The 23,484-nt window shown below is 71.0% G+C and carries 20 protein-coding genes and 1 pseudogene; 14 read left to right on the top strand and 7 right to left on the bottom strand.

The features are described 5' to 3' along the window. Positions 1-99 (bottom strand): annotated as a pseudogene (locus tag ACIOFR_RS39175) (IS5/IS1182 family transposase); the annotation flags it as partial. Between ACIOFR_RS39175 and ACIOFR_RS39170 the strand changes: the two are divergent. The 8 genes from ACIOFR_RS39170 to ACIOFR_RS39135 all read left to right on the top strand — a co-directional run bounded on the left by ACIOFR_RS39170 (position 94) and on the right by ACIOFR_RS39135 (position 11,944). Then, the gene (locus ACIOFR_RS39170; protein ID WP_401005152.1) at positions 94-1,995 is read left to right on the top strand and encodes a Helicase associated domain protein; all 1,902 of its coding nucleotides are present in this window, start codon (positions 94-96) and stop codon (positions 1,993-1,995) included. The pseudogene ACIOFR_RS39175 and the gene ACIOFR_RS39170 overlap by 6 nt on opposite strands. Positions 1,996-2,053: 58 nt before the next feature. Beyond that, positions 2,054-2,419, top strand: coding sequence for a hypothetical protein (locus ACIOFR_RS39165; protein WP_401005151.1), 366 nt, complete (start codon positions 2,054-2,056; stop codon positions 2,417-2,419). A 63-nt stretch (positions 2,420-2,482) separates the two neighbouring features. Next, positions 2,483-2,740, top strand: a complete 258-nt coding sequence (locus ACIOFR_RS39160) for a hypothetical protein (protein WP_401005149.1) — start codon at positions 2,483-2,485, stop codon at positions 2,738-2,740. A 69-nt stretch (positions 2,741-2,809) separates the two neighbouring features. Beyond that, entirely contained in the window at positions 2,810-3,034 is a 225-nt protein-coding gene (locus ACIOFR_RS39155) for a hypothetical protein (protein ID WP_401005148.1), read from the top strand. 157 nt (positions 3,035-3,191) lie between these two features. Beyond that, positions 3,192-9,200 (top strand): FxSxx-COOH system tetratricopeptide repeat protein, encoded by a 6,009-nt coding sequence (fxsT, locus tag ACIOFR_RS39150; protein WP_401005146.1) that lies wholly within the window; start codon positions 3,192-3,194, stop codon positions 9,198-9,200. A gap of 5 nt (positions 9,201-9,205) precedes the next feature. Beyond that, a complete protein-coding gene (locus ACIOFR_RS39145) occupies positions 9,206-10,465 on the top strand; it encodes a CHAT domain-containing protein (protein WP_401005144.1) in 1,260 nt (419 codons plus the stop codon). Beyond that, positions 10,462-11,499 (top strand): hypothetical protein, encoded by a 1,038-nt coding sequence (locus ACIOFR_RS39140; protein WP_401005142.1) that lies wholly within the window; start codon positions 10,462-10,464, stop codon positions 11,497-11,499. The genes ACIOFR_RS39145 and ACIOFR_RS39140 overlap by 4 nt, the downstream gene beginning before the upstream one ends. A 13-nt stretch (positions 11,500-11,512) precedes the next feature. Next, entirely contained in the window at positions 11,513-11,944 is a 432-nt protein-coding gene (locus ACIOFR_RS39135) for a hypothetical protein (RefSeq protein WP_401005140.1), read from the top strand. Between the two features lie 204 nt (positions 11,945-12,148). On the opposite strand, the gene ACIOFR_RS39130 is transcribed toward ACIOFR_RS39135, so the two are convergent. The 3 genes from ACIOFR_RS39130 to ACIOFR_RS39120 all read right to left on the bottom strand — a co-directional run bounded on the left by ACIOFR_RS39130 (position 12,149) and on the right by ACIOFR_RS39120 (position 14,690). Next, positions 12,149-12,697, bottom strand: a complete 549-nt coding sequence (locus ACIOFR_RS39130) for a hypothetical protein (protein WP_401005138.1) — start codon at positions 12,695-12,697, stop codon at positions 12,149-12,151. 81 nt (positions 12,698-12,778) lie between these two features. Continuing rightward, the gene (locus ACIOFR_RS39125; protein ID WP_401005136.1) at positions 12,779-13,891 is read right to left on the bottom strand and encodes a DUF4238 domain-containing protein; all 1,113 of its coding nucleotides are present in this window, start codon (positions 13,889-13,891) and stop codon (positions 12,779-12,781) included. Positions 13,892-14,117: 226 nt separating this feature from the next. After that, on the bottom strand, positions 14,118-14,690 hold the full coding sequence (locus ACIOFR_RS39120; RefSeq protein WP_401005134.1) for a hypothetical protein: 573 nt from the start codon (positions 14,688-14,690) through the stop codon (positions 14,118-14,120). A gap of 928 nt (positions 14,691-15,618) precedes the next feature. On the opposite strand from ACIOFR_RS39120, the gene ACIOFR_RS39115 reads away from it, so the two are divergent. Next, positions 15,619-15,876: a hypothetical protein gene (locus tag ACIOFR_RS39115; RefSeq protein WP_401005132.1), complete on the top strand. Its 258-nt coding sequence runs from the start codon at positions 15,619-15,621 to the stop codon at positions 15,874-15,876. Positions 15,877-16,521: 645 nt separating this feature from the next. On the opposite strand, the gene ACIOFR_RS39110 is transcribed toward ACIOFR_RS39115, so the two are convergent. Beyond that, positions 16,522-17,658, bottom strand: a complete 1,137-nt coding sequence (locus ACIOFR_RS39110) for a HigA family addiction module antitoxin (protein WP_401005130.1) — start codon at positions 17,656-17,658, stop codon at positions 16,522-16,524. A 33-nt stretch (positions 17,659-17,691) separates the two neighbouring features. Further along, complete coding sequence (locus tag ACIOFR_RS39105) at positions 17,692-18,021, bottom strand: hypothetical protein (protein ID WP_401005128.1); 330 nt, start codon at positions 18,019-18,021, stop codon at positions 17,692-17,694. Between the two features lie 184 nt (positions 18,022-18,205). Here ACIOFR_RS39105 and ACIOFR_RS39100 point away from each other — a divergent pair, with 184 nt between their 5' ends. The 4 genes from ACIOFR_RS39100 to ACIOFR_RS39085 all read left to right on the top strand — a co-directional run bounded on the left by ACIOFR_RS39100 (position 18,206) and on the right by ACIOFR_RS39085 (position 21,013). Continuing rightward, on the top strand, positions 18,206-18,454 hold the full coding sequence (locus ACIOFR_RS39100; protein ID WP_387799473.1) for a hypothetical protein: 249 nt from the start codon (positions 18,206-18,208) through the stop codon (positions 18,452-18,454). Further along, positions 18,451-18,843, top strand: coding sequence for a hypothetical protein (locus ACIOFR_RS39095; RefSeq protein WP_401005126.1), 393 nt, complete (start codon positions 18,451-18,453; stop codon positions 18,841-18,843). Before ACIOFR_RS39100 ends, ACIOFR_RS39095 begins: the two co-directional genes overlap by 4 nt. Further along, complete coding sequence (locus ACIOFR_RS39090) at positions 18,840-20,276, top strand: HesA/MoeB/ThiF family protein (protein ID WP_401005124.1); 1,437 nt, start codon at positions 18,840-18,842, stop codon at positions 20,274-20,276. The genes ACIOFR_RS39095 and ACIOFR_RS39090 overlap by 4 nt, the downstream gene beginning before the upstream one ends. A gap of 230 nt (positions 20,277-20,506) precedes the next feature. After that, positions 20,507-21,013, top strand: a complete 507-nt coding sequence (locus tag ACIOFR_RS39085) for a hypothetical protein (protein WP_401005122.1) — start codon at positions 20,507-20,509, stop codon at positions 21,011-21,013. Between the two features lie 56 nt (positions 21,014-21,069). Here the strand turns inward: ACIOFR_RS39085 and ACIOFR_RS39080 are convergent, their stop codons facing one another. Then, a complete protein-coding gene (locus ACIOFR_RS39080) occupies positions 21,070-22,995 on the bottom strand; it encodes a DUF3732 domain-containing protein (protein WP_401005120.1) in 1,926 nt (641 codons plus the stop codon). Between the two features lie 98 nt (positions 22,996-23,093). Between ACIOFR_RS39080 and ACIOFR_RS39075 the strand changes: the two genes are divergently transcribed. After that, on the top strand, positions 23,094-23,484 hold a 391-nt coding region (locus ACIOFR_RS39075), incomplete at its 3' end, for a transposase family protein (RefSeq protein WP_401005118.1).

Here is a 23,484-nt window from a genome sequence, read left to right as displayed (position 1 = left end):
CAGGGCGTTCTCGGACAGGCTCGCGGCGGTGACGGTGACGGCGAGGATGAGTCCGATGGTGTCGGTGAGGATGCCTCTCTTCCGGCCGACGATTTGCCGGTCACCGTCTACGCCACCTACGCCTCCCTCGAGCGCATCGTGAAGGCGCACAAGGAGTGCGGCCTCCCGGCCTGGGACGTCGTGATCATCGACGAGGCCCACCGGACGGCAGGCTCCGAAGGGAAGGCGTGGGCGGCGATCCACTCCGACGAGAAGGTCCCCGCGCTGCGCCGGCTGTACTTCACCGCCACCCCGAAGATCGCCGACGATACGAAGGCGAAGCCGGGCCTGGCCGACCTCACCGCCGGTGGCGACGGCCAGGGCGCGGAGCAGCTGCCCGCGCTCTGCTCCATGACGGACACCCGCATCTACGGCGAGACCGTCTACACCTGGACCCTCGGACAGGGCATCGAGCACGGATACCTCGCCGACTACCGGGTACTGGTACCCGTCGTCACCGACGAGGACCTGCGCGAACTCCTCAACCTCCCCGCCGTCGCCGACCTCCGCTCCCAGCGCTCCAACGAGGAACTGCTGCGCCTGGCCCTGCAGATCGCGGTGCTCCGCGCCGTCGCCGACCTGGACCTGCGCCGGGTCATCACCTTCCACTCGCGGGTACAGGCGGCGCGCGAGTTCGCCGCGACCATGAACGCCACCGCCGAGCTGCTTCCCGCCGCGGACCGGCCCGAGCGGGTGACCGCGCTGGCCGTGGCCGGCAGCGACCGGCTCAAGGACCGCCGGGCCGCGTTCGCCACGTTCTCGGCCTCCACCGGCGAGCGGCCCGGCGAGGAGGGCGAGGAGTGCTGCATCATCTGCAACTCTCGTCTCCTGAACGAGGGCATCGACGTGAGAAGCGTGGATGCGATCGTCTTCGCGGACCCGAAATCCTCGGTCGTCGACGTCGTCCAGGCCGTCGGTCGTGCCCTGCGCCAGTCCTACCGGCAGGGCAAGGTGTCCTGGGTCATCATCCCCGTCTACCTCCCCATCCCCGAGACCGGCGACGACACGATGGCCGCCGACCCGGCCGAGGTGCGCGAGGCCGGGGAGGCGGTGAAGGCCGAGGCCGAGGAGGAGATCGAGGCGTCCTCCTTCCGCACCATCTGGCGCGTCCTGCGGGCCCTGGCCGCCCACGACGCCCGCGTGGTCGGCCGGATCACCGAGCTGCGCACCAAGCGGGCGGGGGAGAAGGACCACACCGTCGTGTCCGACCCCGACGCCGGCGAGGACGCGGACGCCGAGGCCGGTCGGGGCGATGCCGAGCAGCCGGCGGGGGAGTCGACGGTGGACTGGCTGCGGATCAACGCCCGCCGCCACGCCGCGCAGATCCTCCAGACGGTGAAGCTGCGCGCGTTCAACCCGCGCGCCACCGAGTGGCAGCGGATGTTCGCCCTGGCCGCCGCGTTCCACACCGGGCACCACCACCTCGACCCGACGGACAAGACCCGGGACGGCGCGCTGATCTCCTGGCTCGACCGCCAGCGCTACCTCAAGGGCGCCGGCCTCCTCGCCCCGGTGCGGATCCACGAGCTGGACCAGCTCGGCATGATCTGGGACAAGCACGCCCGCTCCTGGGACCGCGGCTTCGCCCACGCCCGCGCCTGGGCCGAGACGCACGGGCACCTCGCCGTCCCGGCCGCCGAGAAGCTGGACGGGCACGCGGTGGGCGCGTGGGTCGGGCGCCAGCGCAAGAACCCGAAGCTCACGGCCGCTCAGGACGCGAAGCTGACCGCGCTGGACGCGATGTGGCGGATCGAGCTGGACTGGAACAGGTCGTACCGGCGGCTGCTCGCCTACCTCGCCGCCGGCGGCACCCAGGACGGCCCGGCCAACCGCACCGGCGGCGACGCGGACCCGACCTTCCGACCCGGGGCGTGGCTGCGCAAGCAGGACAAGGCCCGGGCGGACGGGAAGCTGACCCTCCAGCAGACCGCCCTCCTCGACGCCCTCCAAGCCTGATCGACACGGCCCCACATCCCGCCAGCTGCACGGCCACCCGAAGCGAAAGGGATCCACCATGGACGACGACGGGCACGACGAGCGGTTCCCGCTGGCGCTCTACCGGTACGACGACGGTGAGCTGATGATGCCGGCCAGCCACGTGACCGCTCTGCTGCGGCACACTGCGGAGACCTTCCGGCTGGCGCGGGTGCGGGGCGAGGTGCGACTGGACCTGCAGACCACCGCCCGGCTGTACGACTGGCTGGTGCAGTACGCCGCCGACCTCGACGCCTCCTTTGCCCACGCCGATGCGCACGGGCAGCCCGACCCGGGCTCGGTGACGGACCGCGCGCGGGCGGACGAACTCGCCCAGTACCTGGCCGAGGTGACCAGTGCCTACCTCGCCGCCGGCGAGCCCTCTCCCGCCTCGGCTGCCGGCTGACCCCCTACACCGCCGTCCCGGGCCCGTACCGGCCGGGATGGGCCCCGCTTCCCGAGGAGACGAGTGACCACCACCCACACCACCCAGCAGCCGCCGAAGATCTCCTGGTACGCGCAGTGGGAATGCAGCTGCGGCGACGGCGGGGACGCGCTCTTCGAGGACGGCACCACAGTCGACGCCGACCACGACTGCGACGAGGAAGGCGGCGGCGAGATGAGCTGGGAGGGCCGCGCCGAGTGCACCTGCCGCTGGTCCCTGGAAACCCAGTTTGACGACGGCGACTACGTCGAGGCCGACCACGACTGCAACAGCGACCAGTAGCACCATCACCCACGGGGACGGCCCGAGGCACGGGCCGCCCCGTCTCGAGTTCGTGAAGGAGAGACGCGCATGCGCGGCCCTGGCTACTACCTGGTGACCGACCTCCTGGTGGCCGCCGGCCACACCCGCGAGCAGGCCTCCGCCGCGGTCGCCCGGATCGAGTTCGACGTCCTGGACTTCGCGCATGGCAACGTCGCCGCCAACGGACCGAGTGCACACTCCATCGCCCGTCAGGTCTACAAGCACAGCACCCGCTCATCAGCCACCCGCAACTCGCTTCTCCGGACCGCTTGACGATCTACTAGGAGTTTCCGGTTCTGCTCCCGCTCTGTGGAGAACCGCTGACACCGTGCATGGCCTCCACTACGGTGGGCGTGCAGAGCAGGTCACGGGGGCGGGAGTGCGCGCAGTGTCGATGTCCGTGACGGGACATGTCCGCCCTGAGAGTGGCATGCCCGACCCTGAACCCTACGAACAGCGTCGCCGCCCCGGCTCGGCCGCCGATGGAGACCCGCACACGGCAGTCCTCCCGACCGTGGCCGCGCGCGCCGCACAGACCGTCCAGGCCACCAGGCCGACGCCCAACCTGCCGCCTCGCGCCGCAGGCCGGCTCATCGGCCGGGAGCGCGAGGCGCGCGCCGTCGCTGGTGCCCTGGCCCATGCGGACGGCGGCGGACTGGTCACCCAGGCCACCACTCTGCACGGCCTCGGCGGTGTCGGGAAGACCAGCCTTGCCCTGCACCACGCCTATGCCAACGCCGGCCACTACCGGCTGATCTGGTGGCTCACCGCCGAGTCTGCTGAGCAACTCGCCGAGGCCTTCGCCGGGCTCGCCGTCCACCTTCACCCCTCCTGGGCACTCACCGCTCCGCCCAGCCAGCAGGTCGAGTGGGCCATTGCCTGGCTGCGCGCCCACGACCGCTGGCTGCTGGTCTACGACAACGCCGAGGATCCGGCCGACCTCACTCCCTACGTCGGCCGCCTGCTCGGCTGCGGGCACCAGTTGGTCACCAGCCGACGGGCGAGCGGCTGGCACCCGGGGATCCGCCCGGTTCGCGTCGACGTCCTTGACGGCCCCGAAGCCGCCCAGTTGCTCTGTGGGACGGCCTACCACGACTCGACGGTCGATCCGGCCGAACGGGACCAGGCCCGGGTGCTCGCCGACGAGCTCGGCTACCTGCCGATCGCCCTCGCCCACGCCGGCGCCTACGTCCACCAGACCGGCACCTCCTTCGCCGCGTACCGCGAACTGCTTCGCGCCACCGGGCCGGTGGGGCCCGGTGCCGAGTCCACCGTCGCCCGGCTGTGGCACACCACCCTGCGGACCGTCCAGCACACCGCCCCCTTCGCCGTCGAGCTGCTGCGCACCTTGGCTTGGTATGCCCCCGAGGCACTGCCGCGCGAGGTGCTCACCCCGTTCGGTTCGCGCCGGCCCGACGAGGTCGACCGGGCGCTGCGGCTCCTCGCCGATTACCACCTGATCACCCTCGGTGAGACCGTCACCGTGCACCGACTGCTCCAGGCAGTGCTGCGGGAGGCCGAGTTCCGGGGTCGCGCCGAGCAGCACCTAGCGCGGGCGGCAGCTCGCCTTTGGCCGGAGGCTCGTCCTGAGATGCGGCGGGCGCTGCTGCCGCACGTCCGGGAACTGGCCGACAGCGGTCCGTCGCCGGAGCCGACCGCTGAGAGCATCGCCCTGTACGGCCTGGCAGCGGCCGAACTCACCGACCAGGCACAACGGGTGTATGCCGTCCGGCTGGTGGAGGCGATGGCGGACGGGCAGCGGCGGCTGCTCGGCGAGGACCACCCGGACACCCTCACCTCCCTCGGGCGGCTCGGCCGGCTGCAGGCCAAGACCGGCGATCCCGTGCGGGCCGTGGAGCTGTGCCGGGCCGTCGTTGCCCGGCGCACCCGGGCCCAGGGCGCGGACCACCCCGCCACCCTTGCCGACCGGCACACGCTCGCCCAGGGCTACCGCCGGGCTGGTCGACACGCCCTGTCCGTGGAGGAGTTCCGGGGTGTTGTCGCCGACCGGGCCCGGGTGTTGGGGCCGGACCACGCCGACACCTTGCACAGCCGGGCGAGCCTGGCGTACGCCCTTCAGATGGCGGGGCAGCACCGGGAGTCCGTTGCAGAGTACGAGCGGCTGGTGGCGGACACGGAGCGGGTGCTCGGGCCGGACCACCCGGTGGTGGTGACCCGCAGCAGCGGCCTCGCTTTCGCGCAACTCGCGGCGGGGCTGCACGGGCTGGCGATCGCCCGGTACGAGCAGGTGGTCGCCGACCGCACCCGCCTGCTGGCCGCGGACCACCCGGAGACCCTGAACAGCCGCCGTTGGCTGGCGGCCGCCCACGCCGACACGGGCGACCACCTCGCGGCGATCGCCGCCTACCAGGCCCTCGTCGCGGACTGCACCCGAGTGCAGGGGCCGGACCACCCGCAGACGCTCTACGCCCGCGAGCGACTGGCTTTGCTTCACCGCGAGTCTGGCCGCCCTGCCCTCGCCGTCGCCCAGTTCGAGGAGGTCGTCCTCTCCTACGGCCGGGTGCTCGGTCCCGATCATCCGCACACCTTCAACGCTCGCAGCGGCCTGGCCCGCGCCCACCGGGAGGCGGGCGCACCCGTCCTCGCGGTCGAGCAGCACCGGACTCTGATCCGTGACCGCACCCGCGTCCAGGGCGAGGCCCACCCCGACACCCTGGAGGAGCGCAGCTTCCTGGGGTTCGCGCTGCGCGTCGCGGGACTGCCCGCCCTCGAAGTCGAGGAACTGGAACGCTTGGTGGCCGACCGGGTCCGGCTCCAGGGCCCCGACCACCCCGACACCCTGGAGGAACGCTCCGGTCTGGCCCGCGCTCTGCACGCCGCTGGCCGCCCGCGCGAGGCACTCGCCGCGCGGGAGCAACTGGCCGCCGACCGGCTGCGCGTCAACGGTCCCGAGCATTTCGAGACCTTCGACGCCCGGCTGTGGTTAGCCCGCTCCGTCGACGAGGCGGGCGAACACCGGCGGGCGGCGGACCTGTGCGACCGGCTGCTCGTCGACCGGCAGCGGGTCCTCGGCCCGGACCATTCGGACGTGCTCACCACCCGGTGGTGGCAGGCCTCGATCCACAGCAACGCCTGCGACTACGGCGAGACCCTGGCGCTCTTCGAGGCGCTGCTGGCTGACCGTACCCGCCTCCAGGGGCCTGACCACCCCGATGTCCTCAACACGCGCTGGTGGCTGGCGGCCGCCCACCGGAACCTCGGCCGACACCGTGAGGCGCTGGCACTGTACGAGGCGCTGCTGGCTGACCGTACCCGCCTCCAGGGGCCTGACCACCCCGATGTCCTCAACACGCGCTTCTGGATCGGTCACAGCCATCAGGTGCTGGGCGACTACCGCCGTGCACTGGACCTCTACGAAGCTCTGGTGGCCGACCACGTCCGGATCAACGGGCCCGATCACCCCGGCACCCTAGATGCCCGCTTCAACTGCCTGCCGGCCTGCCTGGGCGCCGGTTACCACCGTCGAGCCGTCGAGCTGGCGGAGTCCCTGGTGGCCGACCGGATCCGCCTTCTGGGCGCCGAGCACCCCGACTCCCTGAACGCCCGCCAATGGTTGGCCACCGCCCACGGAGACGCGCGCGACCACCGTCGGTCGGCCAGCCTGCTCGAAGCGCTCGTCACGGACCGCGCCCGGATCCAGGGCCCCGACCACTCCGACACGCTCTTCGCTCGACTAAACCTCGCGCTCGCCTGTCGGAACGCCGGCGACCACCGGCAGGCGGTAGCCCTGCTGGAGGAAGTCGGTCACGACTTCGCACGAGCCCTTGGCCCCGACCATCCGGGCACCCTCAACGTCGGTGTCTGGCAGGCGTTCACCTGTCGGCTAGCCGGTGACCATCGCCGGGCCGCCGCGCTGATCGAGGAACTCGTCATCGATCACACCCGGGTATTCGGGCCGGACCATCCGAGTACCTTGCGTTGCCGTCGTGAGCTTGCCTCGATCCGGCAGGCTTCCGGCGAACACTCACAGGCCATCGCCGAGTTCACCTCCCTCGCGGCCGATCACACCCGCGTTGATGGGGCGGACCACCAGCAGACACTGGAGATCCGCCAAGAGCTGGCACGGTCGCACTCCCAGGCAGGAGACCACCGTTTTGCCACGGAGGCGTTCCTGAGCCTGATCGCTGACCGTACAAGGGTTCAAGGCACCGACCACCAGGCCACTCTCACCACTCGCTGGTGGCACGCCATGGCCCATGACACGGCCCGTGATCACGGCGTTGCGAGCGAGCTCTTCGGTGACCTGGCGGCCGACCGCACACGGGTGCTCGGCGCCGAGCACCCGGACACCCTGCTCACCCGGGCGTGCCAGGTCTCCTCCTGCCGACTGGCTGGCGACTTCCGGCGGGCGCTGCGCCTGGGCGAGGCCCTGGTTGCCGACCAGGATCGGATCCAGGGCCCCGATCACGCGGACAGCCTTGATGCCCGCCTAGTCCTTGCGATGGTCCACCAGGGCTCGGGCAACCACCTGCTCAGCATCTGCCTCAGCGAGGCCTTGGTACACGACCGCACCCGGATCTTCGGTCCCGACCATCCGAGCGTGCTCACTGCCCGGAGCGTTCTCGCCACCAGCCGGGGGTTCGCCGGCTTGTTCCCTCAGGCCATCATCGACTGGCAACTGCTCGCGGCGGACTACGCCCGCATCTACGGACCGGAGCATCCCGACAGCCTGCTCACCCGTTCAAGGCTGGCCCAGGACATCCGCTCGGCTGGTGAACTCGACCGGGCCGCTGGCCTTTTCACCGAGCTGATCGCCGTCCGGGCCCGGGTCCAGGGCCCGGACCATGCGGACACTCTCAATGACCGGTCCGAGCTCGCCTACACCCACCGGCTCAGCGGACGTCATCGTCGGGAGGCCGCCGAACGGCAGGCGCTCGTCGCCGACCACATTCGGATTTACGGTCCCGGTCACCCCGCCACACTCGCCGCCCAGGAGCGCAGCGGCCACGCGCTCCGCCACGGATGGGACTACGAGCGCGCGAACTCGCTCTACCGGTCCGTCCTCGCGGACCGCAGCCGGATCCTGGGAGCCGGCCACCCGGACACCCTCGACGTCCGGGACAGCATCGCGCTCAACCTCTTCGAGGCGGGCCAGCATACTGAGTCGGTCAGGTACTACGACGAGACACTGGCCCTCGCTGTCGAGGCGCTCGCGCCCGATCATCAGTTGGTGCGGAGGATTCGGCGTGACCGCGCCAAGGCCCTGATTCTCGACGGTCGCCCCGGCGTCGCCGCCGTCGAACTGTCTCCGATGACGCACGACGCGGCCGAGCCGGTCGCGGTGGGCTTGCCGGACCGGATCCACGCCGGCTGCCTGCTCGCCTTCGCCCAGAACCTGAGCGGAAAGCCGGAGGCGGCCCTGGCCCTGGCCGGCTACTTGGTCTCCACTGCCGCCGAAGCTCTCGGCGACCCGGACCACGCGACGGTCACCGCCCAACTCACCCAGGCACTCCTGCTGGCCGGTGGCCCCCGCCCGCTACGTGCCGTCGTCCGCCTGGAGGAACTGGCGGAGACCTGCTCCGGGAGCCGGGGACCGCGCAGCAGCCTTACCCTGAAGGTCCGGCAAGCCCTCGCCCACGCCAGGCTGAGCGCGGGGGACCCCCACGGGGCCGTCCGGGTGTATGAGCGGATCATCACCGACCAGATTCCGGCCGTGGGGGTCGCATCCATTACCGCGCTGCTGGCCGGCCACCGGGAGGCCGACGACCTCACCGTCAGCGTCGGCGCCATCCGCCCCGGGCCCCTGCCGTTGTACCCCACCCTCGCCGTCGACCTGGCCCAGGCGCTCGCCGCCGCCGGCCGCCGGGATGCCGCCCGGACGCTGCTGGAAGCGGTCCGCGTCGGCCGCGAGGCACTGATGGGAACCGGCCACCCGCTGGCCGCCGAGGCCCGTAGCGTGCTGGGCGGGCTCCCCGGTGGATCCCCGCCCGACCACCACCTGCGGCTCGCTCCGAGCGAGACCGCTCCCACGCCGACCGCCGCGCTGCGCCCCCGCCGCTCCCGCGGCGCGATGCACCGCGCCGTTGAACCAACGCCGCGCCACCCGGCCTGGCAGCCGCGCCTGACCCTCACCACCGATCCGGCCGTGGGCGCCACCACCCACCTGGAGCTGCGCCTCGAATCTGCCGACGCCTCCGCCGACCCAGCCGCCCTGCCGGACCTGCACCTAGTCGCCGCAGTGACCCCGGACGCGGCTCTCGACCCACCCGCCACGAACTACACCCCCGCCGGCGAGCCCGCCCGGTTCGCGCTCACCCCCGCCGCGCCCGGGCCGCACACTGTCCGGCTCACTGTCTTCGACCAGGGGCACGGCGCCGTCCTCCAGGACCTCTCCGCCGTCCTGGACGTCCCCGTCGCCTCGGACCAATCAGCCACCGTGGATGAGCCCACCTCCATCGCATTCCAGGAGCAGGAGTAATCGACGTGTCCCTGGACCTCGATGTCCTCGTCCGGCAGAACCCCTCTGCCGACTACACCCGGTTGCCTCAGCAGGCGGGCCCGGCCGACACCGGCCAACCAAAGGGCATGGCGCCGCTGGACCTCGTTGTCTCCCTCCGCTGCCACGGTGACGAGCTGCACATCAGTGCCTTCCGTCCGGGCGAGCGCACCCCCGCCACCCGCATGCACCGGGCGCGACTGACCGTTCCCGCGTCGGCACTGCTCGCCAAGGCCGCCCGGCTGCGCTCTGTCTGGCGCGACCGGCTGATCGGCTACGACCCTGACCCGCTCGATCCGTACCCCTTCGCCACCGCTGTCGACTTCACTCCGTACGCCGTCGTCGCCGAGCGCAAGGTTGCCGAACTCGCCGAGGAGGGACGCTACTTCCTGGAGACCATGTTCGACTGGACGGACCGCAGCCTGGTCCGCTTCCGGGAGTACCTCACCGCCACCCTCACCGAACACGGCTCGCTGCGGATCAGCTTCGACTCCGACCTCCATCTGCCATGGCCGATGCTCGCTGTGGACACTGGCCAGCCCGACCCCTGGGTTGACTTCCTCGGCCACCGCCACCAGATCGAGCAGACCAACGCCGCCTACCCGCCGATCCAGCCGCCCAACTCCGCCCGCGCCAAGCCCGTCACCAGCCTCAACACCGACGACCAGCTCACCGGCATCGGACGGGCGCCGGAGGTACGCAAGCTGCTGGAGAATCGCTCCCAGCTCACTGTGCGCACCGACTCGGACCTCCTCCTGGAGGCGCTGTCCGCAGCCGTGCTGGACGAGGACGTCATGTACTTCTGGTGCCACGGCCAATTCGTCGCCAACGATTCCCCGTACGAGCAGCTCGCCGTTCGGCTCTCCGACGACCGGCACATCGACGCCGAGCTGGTGCGCCGACACCGCCGACGCCACCAGGACCGGCCAGATGCCGTCTTCCGGCCGTTCGTGCTGCTGAACGCCTGCCACACCGGGCAGTCAGCGGCGGCCGAACTCGACCACCTCGGTCGGGCCTTGATCGACCTTGGCGCGGATGGGGTACTCGGGCCACAACTCCAGATCCCGCAGGAGTTCGCCGCCGAGTACGCCTTCGCCTTCCTGGACCACTACCTGACCGGCGAGTTCACCGCCGGGGAGATCACCCAGCAACTGGTGCGCTGGTTCGCCTACGAGTACCGCAACCCGCTGGCGCTCGCATACTCCCTCCACTGCGGCATCGACAGCATCCTGGAGCTCAACCCGTGAACTCCACTCCCCCTACCTCCGTAAGGCCATCAACGGTCGATCTGGACGAGCAAGGCCGGCTACTCGTCCCCGGGACGACGACGCCCGTCCCGGACGCGCGGGTCGCCGACCACCTGGCCCGCCACCTGCGGATCCCCGAGTGGGCGACCGACCTGTTCGTCTACGTCCACGGCTGGCAGACCAACCCCGACGCCGCCGACCGGACTGCCGCCGCGCTGATCAACCGGGCCGCCCTGCTGCACCACGCCGCACCGTCCGCCTACCCGGGGCTCACCGCCGGGTTCCGCCCCTGGTGCGTGGTGGTGCGCTGGCCTTCCTCCAGCCTGCCGAGCCTGCATGGCTACCGGCGGATCCGGGAGCGCGCGCACGCGATGAGCGCTCGCGGCCAGGCCGGGCGGATCCTCGGCCACCTGCTGGGCTACCTCGACTCCGGCCGCGGCCGGCCAGACGCCCCGCGCGTCCTGGCCAACCGTCACGGCCAGTACCTCCATCTGCTCGGGCACTCCTTTGGCGGCCGGTTCCTCTGCGAGGCCGTCCAGTACGCGGCCGATCGTCCGGCCGGCCCCCCGGTGCTGAGCTGGACCTCCCGGCCCGGCGACCCGAGCCGTCCGTTCACCGTCGATAGCGCCCTGGTCTTCCAGATGGCTGCACCCCGCGACGCCTTCACCCGGCTGTTCCCCCGGCTGTTCCTCGGCCCCGGCCGGGCCGGCGCCCCGCTACGCGGCCCGCTGGTTCTGACCCACTCCCGTTGGGACCGTGCTACCGGCTTCTGGCACCTGCGCGCCGAGGGCCTGCCGGGCATCGGCCACTCCGGTACCAGCTTCGCCCCGGTCCCTCACTTCAGCACCCGGCTCCGCCCGGCTGACTCGCCGTACCCGCACGTCGAACTCGACCACCCGATCGTCAACGTCGACGCCAGCCACGTGTACCGGGGTGGCCTCGTTGCCCGGCTGAACCCTTCCGGCGCCCACTCCGACTTCCAGCACCCGGAATCCGCCCACCTGCTGCTCAGCCTTGCCTCCCACTCCCGCTGAGTCGGACTCCTGCGTGGACTGCGGCGCGGTTCCGGAGCGGGAACGAGTCTGGACCGAGGACGACGCCTACTGGACGGACCGCAAGGGCGGGACCTGTCACCCCTGCCACCAGGAGCGCGAGGCGGCCCAGGCGCTCCGGGAGGACCAGGAGCTGCTGGAGGTGACCCGCGCCGCGCATGCGAAGCGGGCGCCCTGCTGGACGTGTACGGGGCCGCTCGGCGGACCGTTCGGCTCCGAGAGTGAGCTGCGGGAGCAGGCGCCGATGCGGGACGCGGAGTGCCCGGCCTGCGCCGCCGTCCGCAAGGAGGAGAACCTCGGCCCGCTGTGGCTGCCGTTGCCCACCGCGAAGGAGTGGAAGCTGGTCGGCAAGAACAAGCTCGACGACCCCTGGTGGGAGGTCCGGGTCCTGCACGCGGAGCTCTGCCCCGTCCAGAAGCGCCCCTAGGCGACCGCCTGAGCCGGGTCTGCCGGCCCTGGCTGGCCTCGGGTGGTGGGTAGTCCACCTCCGGCGGTGGGGCTGACCTGGTCTGACGGGGCGGGGTGGACTACCGGGCTGGGAGTCCGTGCTGGGTCGTCCACCTGCCCGCCCGCTGCCCTGTCCTGCCCGGCCGTCCGTCCTGCCCGGTCCCGGCTGCTCCTGACTGTGGGCTCAGACGGGGTTGTTCGGGATGAGCGTGATGCCGTTGTCGGTGACGATCAGGATGTCGCCGTCTTCCTGTCCGGCGCACTCGGGGCAGCAGTCCTCGACGGATGGCAGGCCTGCTTCGTACGGGTCGGGGGCGAGCACCAGGCCGAGGGCCCACACGCAGGCCGTACGGCGCTCGGCCCAGGTCAGCTTCACCGCGGCGGGGTGGACGACCTCGGTTGGTGAACCGGATCCCCACGTCCGCTGGTAGAGGGATGCCATCGTGTTGAACGCGGCGCTCTCGGGGCTGGTGTGCGCCAGCAGGTCGTTGGGAAACCCGCCGTAGGTCTCGGCCATGATCAGGCAGGCCCAGCCGACCAGGCTGGCGGTGGTCGCGGCATCGTCGGCCACCGGCTCCAGCCGCTCCTGGATGCACGCCTTGCAGTCGTCGATCGCAGCGTCGTACAGCGCGGCCACCGCCTGGAGGTCCACCGGCAGCTCGGGTACGGCGTAGGGGAGCGAGTAGACGCGGACGTCGTCCTGGCTGTGGTCGTGCACGTGGGGCGCCGGCATCTGCCGCTCCTCGACTCGAAGGCTGTTCCTTCAGCCTCCCATCACCGCGTCCCGACCGGGACGGTTCCGGGAGGCGAATCCCTACTTGCGGTTCGACCGGCGGCGGCCGTGCACCTGCGGCTGGAGCTGGCGCGGAACGGCGGCCACGACCGCTTTGTGCTCGTCATGGGCCCCTCCGACACGCAGGAGCGGCCCGACCTCCGGGAGGGGGGCGTCGAGGAGCGCGCGGTCGTCGGGGTGGCAGAAGGCAGAGAAGTAGGCCCGCGAAAGCACCCGCGCGTTCACTTCTGCGGCTGCCTCGCGGCTCTCCTCCGCCGTCAGCTGGATGTTGGTGTCCACATCGGCCTGCGGTCCGGGCGGTCCGAAGGCGAGGATCGTGCGCCGGCCGAGAGGAAGCAGGATCTGTTCGGCGGTGAGGATCCCTCCGGCCGTGCTCTGGACCTGGATCAGCTGGTTCCGGCGGCGTGGAGTCCGGACACCCTTGCGGCGCCGGCTGCCCAGCCGGGGTGCAGGGGGGTCGGGAAGCAACGGGCCGGGTGCTCGCTCGGGCTGCATCAGCAGAACCGGTTCGTCGCAGCTCAGGAGAGCACTCTCGGTGAGCATGAGCGCCGTCATCGGCCGAGCGTGCAGGTGGCGAGCCAGCTGGGCGGCGAGGCTTCCGATGATCTTCATGTGTTCGCCCGGGTCCGAGAAGATCTCCATCCCTTGCCAGAGCTTCTGCTGGTTTCGGTACTCCGCGAGGGTCTTGTTGGTGAGACGGGCCGGGGGGTTGATCGTCTCCAGGCGGGCGAGCAAGTCGGCCTGGAGCTCGATCTCCCGCCGCTTGCGCGGGCCGCGGGCCATCTGGAACGCGACGAAGGTGATGATCTCGTCGCGATCTTCGGCGCTCAGCGGGGCGTTCCAGACGACAGCGCTGCGCAACCGCTTCAGTGCGGGAGCAGCAGCAGTCTCGACTTTCTCCAGCAGCTGCTCGAACCGGCCATCGGACTGCCCGTCCACGTTGGTGAAAGTGTAGAAGTCCCTGACCGCGAGGTCAGTGACCTTGCTGAGGCCGGGCTCTGGGCGCCGACGGTCGCGTACCCACACCTGGTCCTGCGGGTTGGCGAACCCGCGGATGTAGAAGGCCGGCACCGTGTGATGCCGCGCGCCCACCTGTTGCTGAGGATCGGCGCTCGCGACGTCCCAGTACTCCATGCTCCACCTCCGAGTCTCCCTCAGTATCCGCAACTGGCCCGACAGCATCACGCGATTTTGCCCCCCGCCTTCGTGTGCCTGTGGTGGGGCTGATCTGGTCTGACGGGTCAGGGTGGACTACCCGGTCGGGGATTCGCCCCGGCTAGTCCACCACCCGAAGCCGGGCCGACCTGGTCCTACCAGGCCGGTCCGTCCGCCCCGGCTGCTGTCCAACAGCTGGTCGACATCAGACGGTCAGGATGTCCAGGTCGCAGACGCTGCAGTGGTGTCCGCCTCCGCCGGGGCGGAAGCCTTGGCCGAGGGCCTGGAGGTGGTCTGCCGTCACGGGCTCGTACCGGCCGCTGTCGCCGGCCGGGGCGGTGGGGGCGTGGCGCAGGCACAGCAGGTGGACGCGGTCCTGCGAGAGGTACGCCACGGTCCCGTCGGCCCCGTCCGGGACGCGGACGGTGTCCGGGTCGTCGGGGTCCGGTGCGGGGAGCGCGGGAAGGTGGGCGACCGCGTTGCCGATTGCCGTGGCGCAGGCAGGGCACAGGACGGGGTCGATGCGGCCGTACCCGCTCACGTCGGCCAGGTGCAGCGCCCAGTCGTCGAAGTCCAGGGCCCGGTGACAGGCCATGCACCGCACGCCCCTGGCCGATTCGAGCGCGATGAGGGTGGACTCGGTCAGCACGACGCTGGAGTTGATCTCCGGCCGGGACCGCTGGTTCTCCCGCACCCGGTTGAGTGCCGCGTGGTAGCCGATGCCCTCGGCCTGCTGCAGCTCCCTGGCGCGCCGCTGGCCGGTGTTGCGCTTCGTCACGATCGTCTCCTCGGAGACCGGCTCTGTGCCCACGCCATCGGCCGGTGCAGAAGAGGATCCGACGGTTCATGAAGTCCGGAGGCATGAATCCCGTAGGACCTTCTCCCGGGACTCGCGCGGCGTGGGCGCACGACAGCGGGATGGGCGCTCAGCTCGCCCGGGCGCCAGGCTATCGGAGAAGAGCGGCCGAGCGAGTCCGAACCGACACTCTCTGCTGGCTGTCCCCGGGCCGTCCTCGGGGGGGCGGGCCGTTGGGGGGCGGAGTGCGCCGTCCGCAACCTCCAGATCGAGTGCACCGTCGACCTGTCGCTCACCCCCGCCGCGCCGCCCGTCCCGGCCCCGAGGTCGACCATCTCACCAAGATGCTGGCCCGCAACGCCGTGAGCTCCGACCGCGTGCAGGTGGGCCGGTAAAAGTCGATGCGAACAAGGGCGCCGGGCGCCATTCTTGACGGGCCCTGCCGTAGCCGGCGGCTACGGCCCCTGGGCACACCCCTCTGACGCCGCTCGTCCGCCGCCGAAGGCCCGGCCCGGCCGGCCCAGCCCGGGTGTTGCGGACATAGCCGTCGACCGGTCTTCGCGGACCGTACAGCTTGGCGACGACCACACCGAGGACGCGCTGGCACCAGCCGGGTATCGCCTGGCATGTGCGGTCGCTGAGGTACGACGACGCGGATCACGGGCACAGTGCTTGTATGGGAAGCGTCGATGACGACATGGCAGCAGCCCGGCAGCTCATCCTCCGGGCATCGGAGGTGGGTTGGGACCGTGAGTGGATGCGAAGGGCGCTGCTGCGGCTCACGGGCGGTCTGTACGGCCGGCGGCGGGGCTTCTATTCCGGACCCCCGATAGGCACCCCCTGGCAAGACACGCCTTCCCCGGAGCGTTCGACGTGGCGATGCCGCAGCGCCTACCTCCACGGGGAGCCGGTGTTCGAGGTCGACTACCGTACCTGCGCCCGATGCTGCCGGGGCTGGGTCGAGCAGCCGCACACCCACGAGCGGTACCGACGGCTCGGCCTGGCCGCTGCAGGCCTCGCCCGCCTGCGCGTTGAGAACCCCGGGTTGTCCTGGCACACGCTCGGAGGCCACATGTTCATGGCCCAGGGCTTCTGGGACTCGGTCGGCGCAGGGACGGCCGGCGGCTACGCGCAGCGCGGGCTGTGTCCCCACACGACATCCTGGTGAGCGGCCGACCGAGGCAGCGGGGCCGAGGACAGGACGCCGAAGAAGCGGCGATTCATGCCGTCGGGGGTGCCACCGTGCCCGCCCGTCCCGGCGCCGGAGCCCTGGCCTGGCACGGGCACGCCGACGGCCCCCGCCCAACCCGCCATACCCGGCCCGGCGCCGCCGCTCGCGCCAGCTTCACCAAGGCCGGGCCCCGGCGGATACGAATGGAGGCTGGCGGTGAGCACAGAGCCCTCCGTTAGACGTCGTCGTCCTTGTTTCTGAGCGTCTGCACACCCCGGATGTGGTGCTTGACCTGTAATAGATCAACAGGCCGCCCATCCGCCTCCCACGCGACATCATCGTGCAGCTCCAAGCTGATCGCCCCGTTCGGGCGCTCCTCCGCCCCGCGCAACAACTCGAGCAGGGCCAGCTGCGCCTGGAACGGGTAGCCCAGAGCTGACGAGGAAGCCTGGTGTGTGGAGGATGCCGTCTACCCAGTCTCCCGATCCTCTGTCTGCCCTGTTCAGGAGGCATGGAATCGAACATCTGGACCAAGATGCAGGTTTGCGGCTCACAGCGGCGAAGCTCTCCCTTTTGGGATACCCGGACTCTGCCGACCATTGGAGCATGTGGCCCCTGTGGAGATCCGTCAGTGATGGTCTGTCAGGTCAGCTCCACGGGGCGTTTGAGGTTGTTGCCGTGGCTCCAGTTGAGCGCGCCGTCGTGCTGCAGACGGCCGACGACGACGCCGGGGGAGATGCCTGCGTTTCGGGCGAATGCCTCGATGAGGGTGAACGGCGTGGGCCTGGCTTGTAGTTGCTGGTAGGCGGCCGCGTGGGTATGGGGGATGAGGGTGTTGGCGGCGAATTCGTTGGCCTCGTCCTCGGCGGGATCCGTTTGGGTGCCGGAGCGGAGGTTGTCGCTGTCGTCCATGAAGGTCAGGCGTTTGCCGTGCAGGAGGACGTGGCCGAGTTCGTGGAAGAAGCTGAACCAGAACTGGTCGTCCCGCTTGAAGCGGTCGCTGAGCGCCACCATGACGGTGTCCGGGGTGAGCCAGCGGGTCGCGCCGGAGACCTTGGTCTTGGGCAGTGCCGGGACGAAGACCACGGCGACGCCGACCTCGGCGCACAGCCGGGGGAGTTTGTCGGCCCAGGTGTCCTGGCCGGTCAGAGTCAGGGCGCGCAGTTTCGGCAGCAGCGCGGTGAGTTTGTGCTTGCTGTAGGGCTGCGGGGCCAGTTCCTTGACCAGTTCCCGTGCGCGGAGTTCGGCCAGGCGCAGCCAGACGGCGGTCGCGTACTCGGCGGCGGTGCGTTCGGCGGGCTCCTGAACGGTGGAGCGGCGGAACGCGGTGCGGTAGTTGCGCCAGACATCCTCGGCGGTGTCGGGGTCGGCGACGCCGAACCAGTCCAGGAGCTTGAGCAGGTTGGCGGTGGTCTTCTCGCGGTTGGGGAGGACCTTGAGCTTCACGAGCTCGGCGAGGGGGAAATGGCTGAGCCAGTCCACTCGTGAGGTAAGCGATTTGCTCTCCTCCTCGCGGGCCTGCTGGGTTCGGTAGGCGGCTTCCAGCGCATTCCACATGGCGGCGGGCACACCGGTGGTGCGTTCGAGCAGGAGTGCGGTGTCGGGGCTGAGCGGTGCGGTGCCCTTGATGACCTGGTTGATGTGCTTGGTGGACAGGCCGGTGCGGCGGGCGAGGTCGGCCTGTGGGATGCCGAGTGCGTCCAGGGTGTCCTGGAGGGTCTCCCCGGGGTGGGGGACGGAGTCGGGCGCGTACGCGAGCGGGTCGGCGCCGGGGGTCATCGAGGTGCCTCTCTGCTGTTGACGGGTAGGGGCTCAGGCGGCGGGGGCGAACTGGACGCCGGTGACGAGTAGCGAGCGGACGGCCCACTCGACGAGGCGGCCGTCGGCCATGGGCGGCGGGTCGTCGCGAGGGCGCATGTGCAGGTGGGCGGTTGGGCCGAGGGCGACCATCAGCCGGCCGTCGGCGTCCCCGTGCAGCCGCACCTGCGGCAGACATCGCAGCTCCGCGAGGTGGGCGACCGAGGCAATCTCCGCCAGGCGCCGCCGCAGTACCGGTGCGACGACCGTGCCAAAGCAGTGCGCGCGTATGGCGTCGTCGTTGCAAGACCGGGCCAGCTCGCTGTCGACGAAGAAGATCTCCACCTACCGCCCCAGGAATCACTTGCGTTTACCCAACAGGTGCATGCTAGCATCTAGCCAAGATCGAAGAATTGCATGCACCAGATTGGTGCATGCAATTTGTTCTGCACTGGTGGCGGGCCCGTACCACGCAGGGCCAGCACCAGGCCGAGCCCGGCCGAAGCGCCGGGAGAACCGAGGAGGCGCCATGGCGGCGACCGCCCACCCCCGCACCGTCATCATCAGGCTCGACAACGAGCCGCTCGCCGGTGTCCCGCAGCACACGACCCCGAACGAGATCATGAGCCTGGGCGGCATCGACCCGGCCGAGCACTACCTCGAACGCGTCACCGGCAACCACCACCAGTCCTTCAAGGACAAGGGCGACGAGAAGATCACCGTCCACGACGGAGAGAAGTTCGTGTCCCTCTACACCGGCCCGACCACCACCTCGTGACCGACGGCCAGCCGCTGTGGGGGCCCGCCGCGCTGCATGCGGGCCTCCTCGCCGCCGGCTACACGCCGCAGCACACCACCACCTCCGACAGCGTGCCGTACCTCGTCTTCGACTACACCGTCGAGACCGGCCCCCGGGCCGGCACCGCGCTCCGGATCGGCCTGCAGGCCCCGGCGGACTTCCCCGTCACCCCGCCGGGCGGCCCCCAGGTCAGCCCCCGGATCGGCCACCCCGAGGGCGCCGTCCACCCCTCGCCCCTCGGCAGCGAGTGGGAGTACTGGAGCCGCCCGGCCACCAACTGGGCCGCCGACCGCAGCACCCGCGGATACCTGCGCCACCTGCGGACCCTGCTCGCCCAGCTCGAGCCCGACCCCGGAGGAACCGCGTGATCAACCGATTCGGCGCGGCGATGCCCACCGGCATCGCCCGCCGCCTCGCCGACCACCTGACCCGCGCCGACGGACAGGAGGACTGCTGCTTCGTGCTGTGGCGGCCCTCCACCGGGGCGCACCGCACCAGCGCGCTCGTCATAGATACCGTTCTGCCCGCCGATGGCGAGCGCATCGTCCACGGCACGGTCTCCTTCACCAGCGCCTACTTCAGCCGAGCCGCTCGGCTCGGCGCCGCCCGGGGATGCGGCGTCGGACTGATCCACTCCCACCCCCGCGGCCGCGGCTGGCAGGGCCTCAACCCGACCGACCACACGGCCGAGGAACGCTTCGCCGCCCAAGCCCTCGCCATCACCGGCCGCCCGCTGCTCGGCATGACCTTCAGCGGCGCCGACCAGAGCCACAGCGCCCGCATCTGGCAGCGCCACGGACACCGCCACTACAAGCCGCTGCATGCGGAAAACGTCCGCGTGGCCGGCGAGCAGTTCACCGCCACCTTCCACCCCCGCCTCATGCCGGCCCCGCTCGCCCAGGACACCCAGCTGCGGACCGTCTCCGCCTGGGGGACCACCGTCCAAGACACCTTGGCCCGCCTCAACGTCGGGGTCATCGGCACCGGCTCCGTCGGCATGCAGATCGTCGAGGCCCTCGCCCGCACCGGGATCGGCCAGCTCACCCTGCTCGACTTCGACTCCGTCGAGCACGTCAACCTCGACCGGCTCCTGCACGCCACCCCCAGCGACGCCGACCTCCGCCGGGCCAAGGTGGACCTGGCGGCCGCGAACGCCCGGCAGGCTGCCACCCACCCCGACTTCCGCGTCGTCCCACTCGAGGCGAGCCTGGTCGAACCCGACGGCTTCGCCGCCGCGGCCGACTGCGACGTGCTCTTCTCCTGCGTGGACCGGCCCTGGCCGCGCCATACCCTCAACCTGCTCGCCTACGCCCACCTCATCCCCGTCGTCGACGGCGGCGTCCGCGTCGCCACCCGCAATGGCCGCATGCGCGGCGCCGAGTGGCGCGCCCTGACCGCCGCGCCCGGGCGCGCCTGCCTCGGATGCCACGGCCAGTACGACCCGGCCAACGTCGCTCTCGAGCGCAGCGGACTTCTCGACGACCCCGCCTACATCGCTGGCCTGGCCGCCGACCACGAACTGCGCCGCAAGGAGAACGTCTATGTGTTCTCCCACGCCGCAGCGGCAGCACAGCTGGTCCAGTTCATCACCATGGTCAGCGCACCCGCCGGCATCGCGGACACCGGCGCCCACCTGCACCACCTGGCCACCGGCACCGTCGACCGCGACACCAGGTCGTGCAACGCGAACTGCCCCTACAGCGGAGTCCTCCACGTGCTCGGCGACGCCGCGCCGCCCGCAACCGGCCGCGACCCGGCAGCTGAGGAAGCCCGCGCCGCCCGACGCTCCGCGCAGGCCTAGAAGTGGCCCGCCCCTGACCGTCGACGGCGAATCAGGGGCCGGCCTCGGCCGGGCAACCAGCCGACCGGGTGTATGCACTACCGCCACTCGCCCGCTACCGGGCCCGAGTCCTACAGGACCGTGAGCCGTTCCGGGGGGTGTTGGGCTGTATCCGCCCGTTCGGGACGGGCACCTCACTACGCTCGCGGACGCGTAAGCCCCATCGGCATGCTGTCGAGAAGGAGGAGCTCATGGGCCGTCACAAGCCCGGCAAACCGCGCCACGCTTCGAAGGACCTGCACGACCACCCCAGCCTTCCTGTGGAGATGCTTCCGCACTTCGACGGCCCTGACGCCGACGGTGCCCTGTTCGAGGCCGTCATCGGCGCCGCACTCGCGTCCTGCACTTCCTGCCAGGACGTGACACTCACGCTGCTGGTCGAGGACTCTGCGACCTGCGCCCGCCTTGTGCAACTCGCGTGCGGCATGTTGGCCGAGTTCGAGGGAGGCGTGCCGCTCAACCAGACCGACCCCGACCTGCCCGGCTTCGCCAGCCTTCCCTTCCGCCGCCTCGCCCGCGCCACCCAGGACACCACCGCCCAGGCCGTGTTGCGCGAGTGTGAGCGGATGACGGCCCGCGAGCGCCGCGACGCAGTCAACACGGCCCTGGACACCCTGATCGGCTACGTTGCCCTGCCCCCGGGAACGCTCACCCGGCAGGCGCGCGTCGTGCGCCTGCAGGACGACTGGACTCTCTGAGTGCTCTGTTACACGCGCCGGGCGTAGGACGGGGTGCCAGCAGAAGGCAGCAGCTGTCACGCACCGGCCTGCTGCTGGTCGATCCAGTGCTGGGGAATGAGAGCCTCCCCGTCCCGCCAGTTGTAGCGGACACAGGCCTGGAACCACGGGTCGGGCAGGTCCGCATGGTTGCTGACGATCATCTGGAAGTTGGGAGAGAGGCTCGCGGTGACCTGGTACATGAGTTCGAACAGCCGCTTCACCGCTTCCCGGTCTTCGTCGAGGGCCAGGTCCTCGAGCCGGCCGCTGCGCTTGGCCATGTCGGAGGGGTAGTACGGCTGGGTCGGCTGGTCGAGCATCAGGAACCGCGGGACGGGCCGCTGGTTGGCGACCAGGTACTGGTGCAGGCCAAGGTGGGCGGCGATGTGGTAGCCGACCCAGTTCTTGCCACTGCCGATCCGCATCAGCTCGGTCGGACCCTGAGCGGAGTCCGCGACGACGGTCAGCTTCTTCACATCGAGGCGGACCAGGCGGTCGCCGTGCTCGAGGCGCAGCTGGCGGGCATGGCGGGTCACCTCACCGCTGATGTAGCTGAGACTGTGGGTGAGACGGTCCTCGGCGTCGTCGGCGTCGAGCTGCGCCTCGAGTCCCGCCACGACCCGCTGGGCGATGGCGACGTCGGCCTCCAGCCGGTGCAGGTCGCCGCCCGAGCCGACCGCGTCGATCTGCGTGAGGTACGCGTCGATTCGCCCCCGGGTGTAGGCCTGGGTCTCGGCGTGGGCGAGGAGGCCGGCATGGCGAGAGCGCTCCTCGGCGATGACGCTCAAGGCCCCCTCGACGCCTCGTAGCTGCTGGCGGATCTCCGCGGCCCGCAGCTCCAGTTCGCGCATGGCGCGTTCGCGGTGAGGCCGAGCGGTCTGAACCGCGTCCAGCTGCCGGGAGAGATCGTCCAAGGTGGCATGCATGTCGGCGACGGTCGGGTCGGGCTCGTCCAGCACCGACCCGCAGACCGGGCACGCCTGTTCGCCGGGGAATCCGTCCGGTACGAGGTTCAGCGCGGACAGGCGGGACATGCCGCGGCCGACTGCGCTGGCGTAGCCGCCTTCCTCGGCCTGCAGGTCGGTCAGGAGCTTGCGCTCCTCGGCGATGACGCGCAGCTGGCGCCTCATACCGCTGGCCTGCTCGCCGAGCGCCAACTCCCGTCCCCGCTGCGCCTCGTCATCTGTGACGCGAACGGTCTGGAACGAGGTGGCACGCCGCAGGGAGGCGGTGATCGCGGCCCGGTTGTTGTGGAGGTCTTCGTCGCCTTCGATCAGTCCGTGGACACGAGCCTCTTCCAGTAGGGACCGGAGGCGAGACTCGACGTCGCGGTTGAGGTCCTGCGCGCTCTTCAGCTCTCCCTGGGCGCGGCGCAGCGCGCGGCGGGCCTGGAGGAGCTCCTGCTGCCGGGCGGCCTGGTCCTCGGGGACAGCGCCCAGGAAGTAGGGCAGGGTGGCCTTGAGCGCGTTGCGGATCGCCGCATCGTCGTTCTGACGGTGGAACAGCCCCCTCTTCGAGGCCACCTCGTCCTGGTTCTGCAGGCACAGCAGAGCGGCGTGGCCGAGGTTCGCGCTCAGCGGGGAGGCGAGGCTGCCCGGCGCGGCCTGGGCGAGGGGATCGCCGATGCCGATCCGGCGCCCCAGCTGCTGGCGGATCTGGGTGGAGTCGGCGTTGATCCTCAGGTCGGCCAGCTCCGGTGCCTCGAGGTCGGCCCCGATCTCGAGCATGCCGTTGGTGACGGACCTGGCGGCCCCGCGGGGCGCGGGACGGGCGACGAGGGCACGTGTGTCCGCGAGTTGGAAGATGACCGCATACCAGGAGACGGTGGCGGTGATAGGGCCGACCGGCAGTGTCACCTCGTCCCGGCCCAGGCAGAAGTCCACGATGTCCAGCAGGGCACTCTTGCCGGTCTGGGACGCAGGGCTGTTGCAAAGTCCCAGCGAGCGTATGAGTCCGCAGGTCATAGCGGGGTGAGAGGCGGGAGTCGACCCGTCACGTACGCATCGAAGCTCCGGTTGAACGGGGTGACCTTCCCAAGTCGCCCTGAACCGCCGGAGCTTCGATGTGCCGTCAGTCTGCCACCGTCTGTCTGATCAAGTCGCCCGCTCTGGACGGCGTGGCGGGATTGTCGCTGGTGGAGCGGTTGCGACTGCTGCCGGATCCGCGTCGGCGCCGCGGGGTGCGTCACCCGTTCGTGGCGGTTCTACTGGTCGCCGCCTCGGCGGTGGTCGCCGGCGCACGCTCGTACGGGGCCGTCGGCCAGTGGTCCGCGAGCGCTCCACAGCACGCCCTGGCCCGCCTCGGCGCCCGGGCTGTAGGCGCACTTGGTGTGTGCGTCGCGCCGAGCACCGCCACGAACCGGCGGGTCATCGCTCTGGCCTGTCCCGGCGGCCTGGCCGACCTGACCGGCGCCGATCCGGCAGGATCGGACTCGATCGCCGTGGACGGCAAGA

The organism is Kitasatospora sp. NPDC088346 (assembly GCF_044740765.1).
Classification (GTDB): Bacteria; Actinomycetota; Actinomycetes; order Streptomycetales; family Streptomycetaceae; genus Kitasatospora.
This window is presented reverse-complemented; position numbering and strand designations above follow the sequence as displayed.

Excerpts from the sequence above, each read along its gene's own strand:
- ACIOFR_RS39165 (WP_401005151.1), top strand. The coding sequence starts at position 2,054 with ATGGACGACGACGGGCACGACGAGCGGTTCCCGCTGGCGCTCTACCGG.
- ACIOFR_RS39155 (WP_401005148.1), top strand. The coding sequence starts at position 2,810 with ATGCGCGGCCCTGGCTACTACCTGGTGACCGACCTCCTGGTGGCCGCC.
- fxsT (WP_401005146.1), top strand. The coding sequence starts at position 3,192 with ATGCCCGACCCTGAACCCTACGAACAGCGTCGCCGCCCCGGCTCGGCC.
- ACIOFR_RS39130 (WP_401005138.1), bottom strand. The coding sequence starts at position 12,697 with ATGCCGGCGCCCCACGTGCACGACCACAGCCAGGACGACGTCCGCGTC.
- ACIOFR_RS39125 (WP_401005136.1), bottom strand. The coding sequence starts at position 13,891 with ATGGAGTACTGGGACGTCGCGAGCGCCGATCCTCAGCAACAGGTGGGC.
- ACIOFR_RS39110 (WP_401005130.1), bottom strand. The coding sequence starts at position 17,658 with ATGACCCCCGGCGCCGACCCGCTCGCGTACGCGCCCGACTCCGTCCCC.
- ACIOFR_RS39100 (WP_387799473.1), top strand. The coding sequence starts at position 18,206 with ATGGCGGCGACCGCCCACCCCCGCACCGTCATCATCAGGCTCGACAAC.
- ACIOFR_RS39085 (WP_401005122.1), top strand. The coding sequence starts at position 20,507 with ATGGGCCGTCACAAGCCCGGCAAACCGCGCCACGCTTCGAAGGACCTG.
- ACIOFR_RS39080 (WP_401005120.1), bottom strand. The coding sequence starts at position 22,995 with ATGACCTGCGGACTCATACGCTCGCTGGGACTTTGCAACAGCCCTGCG.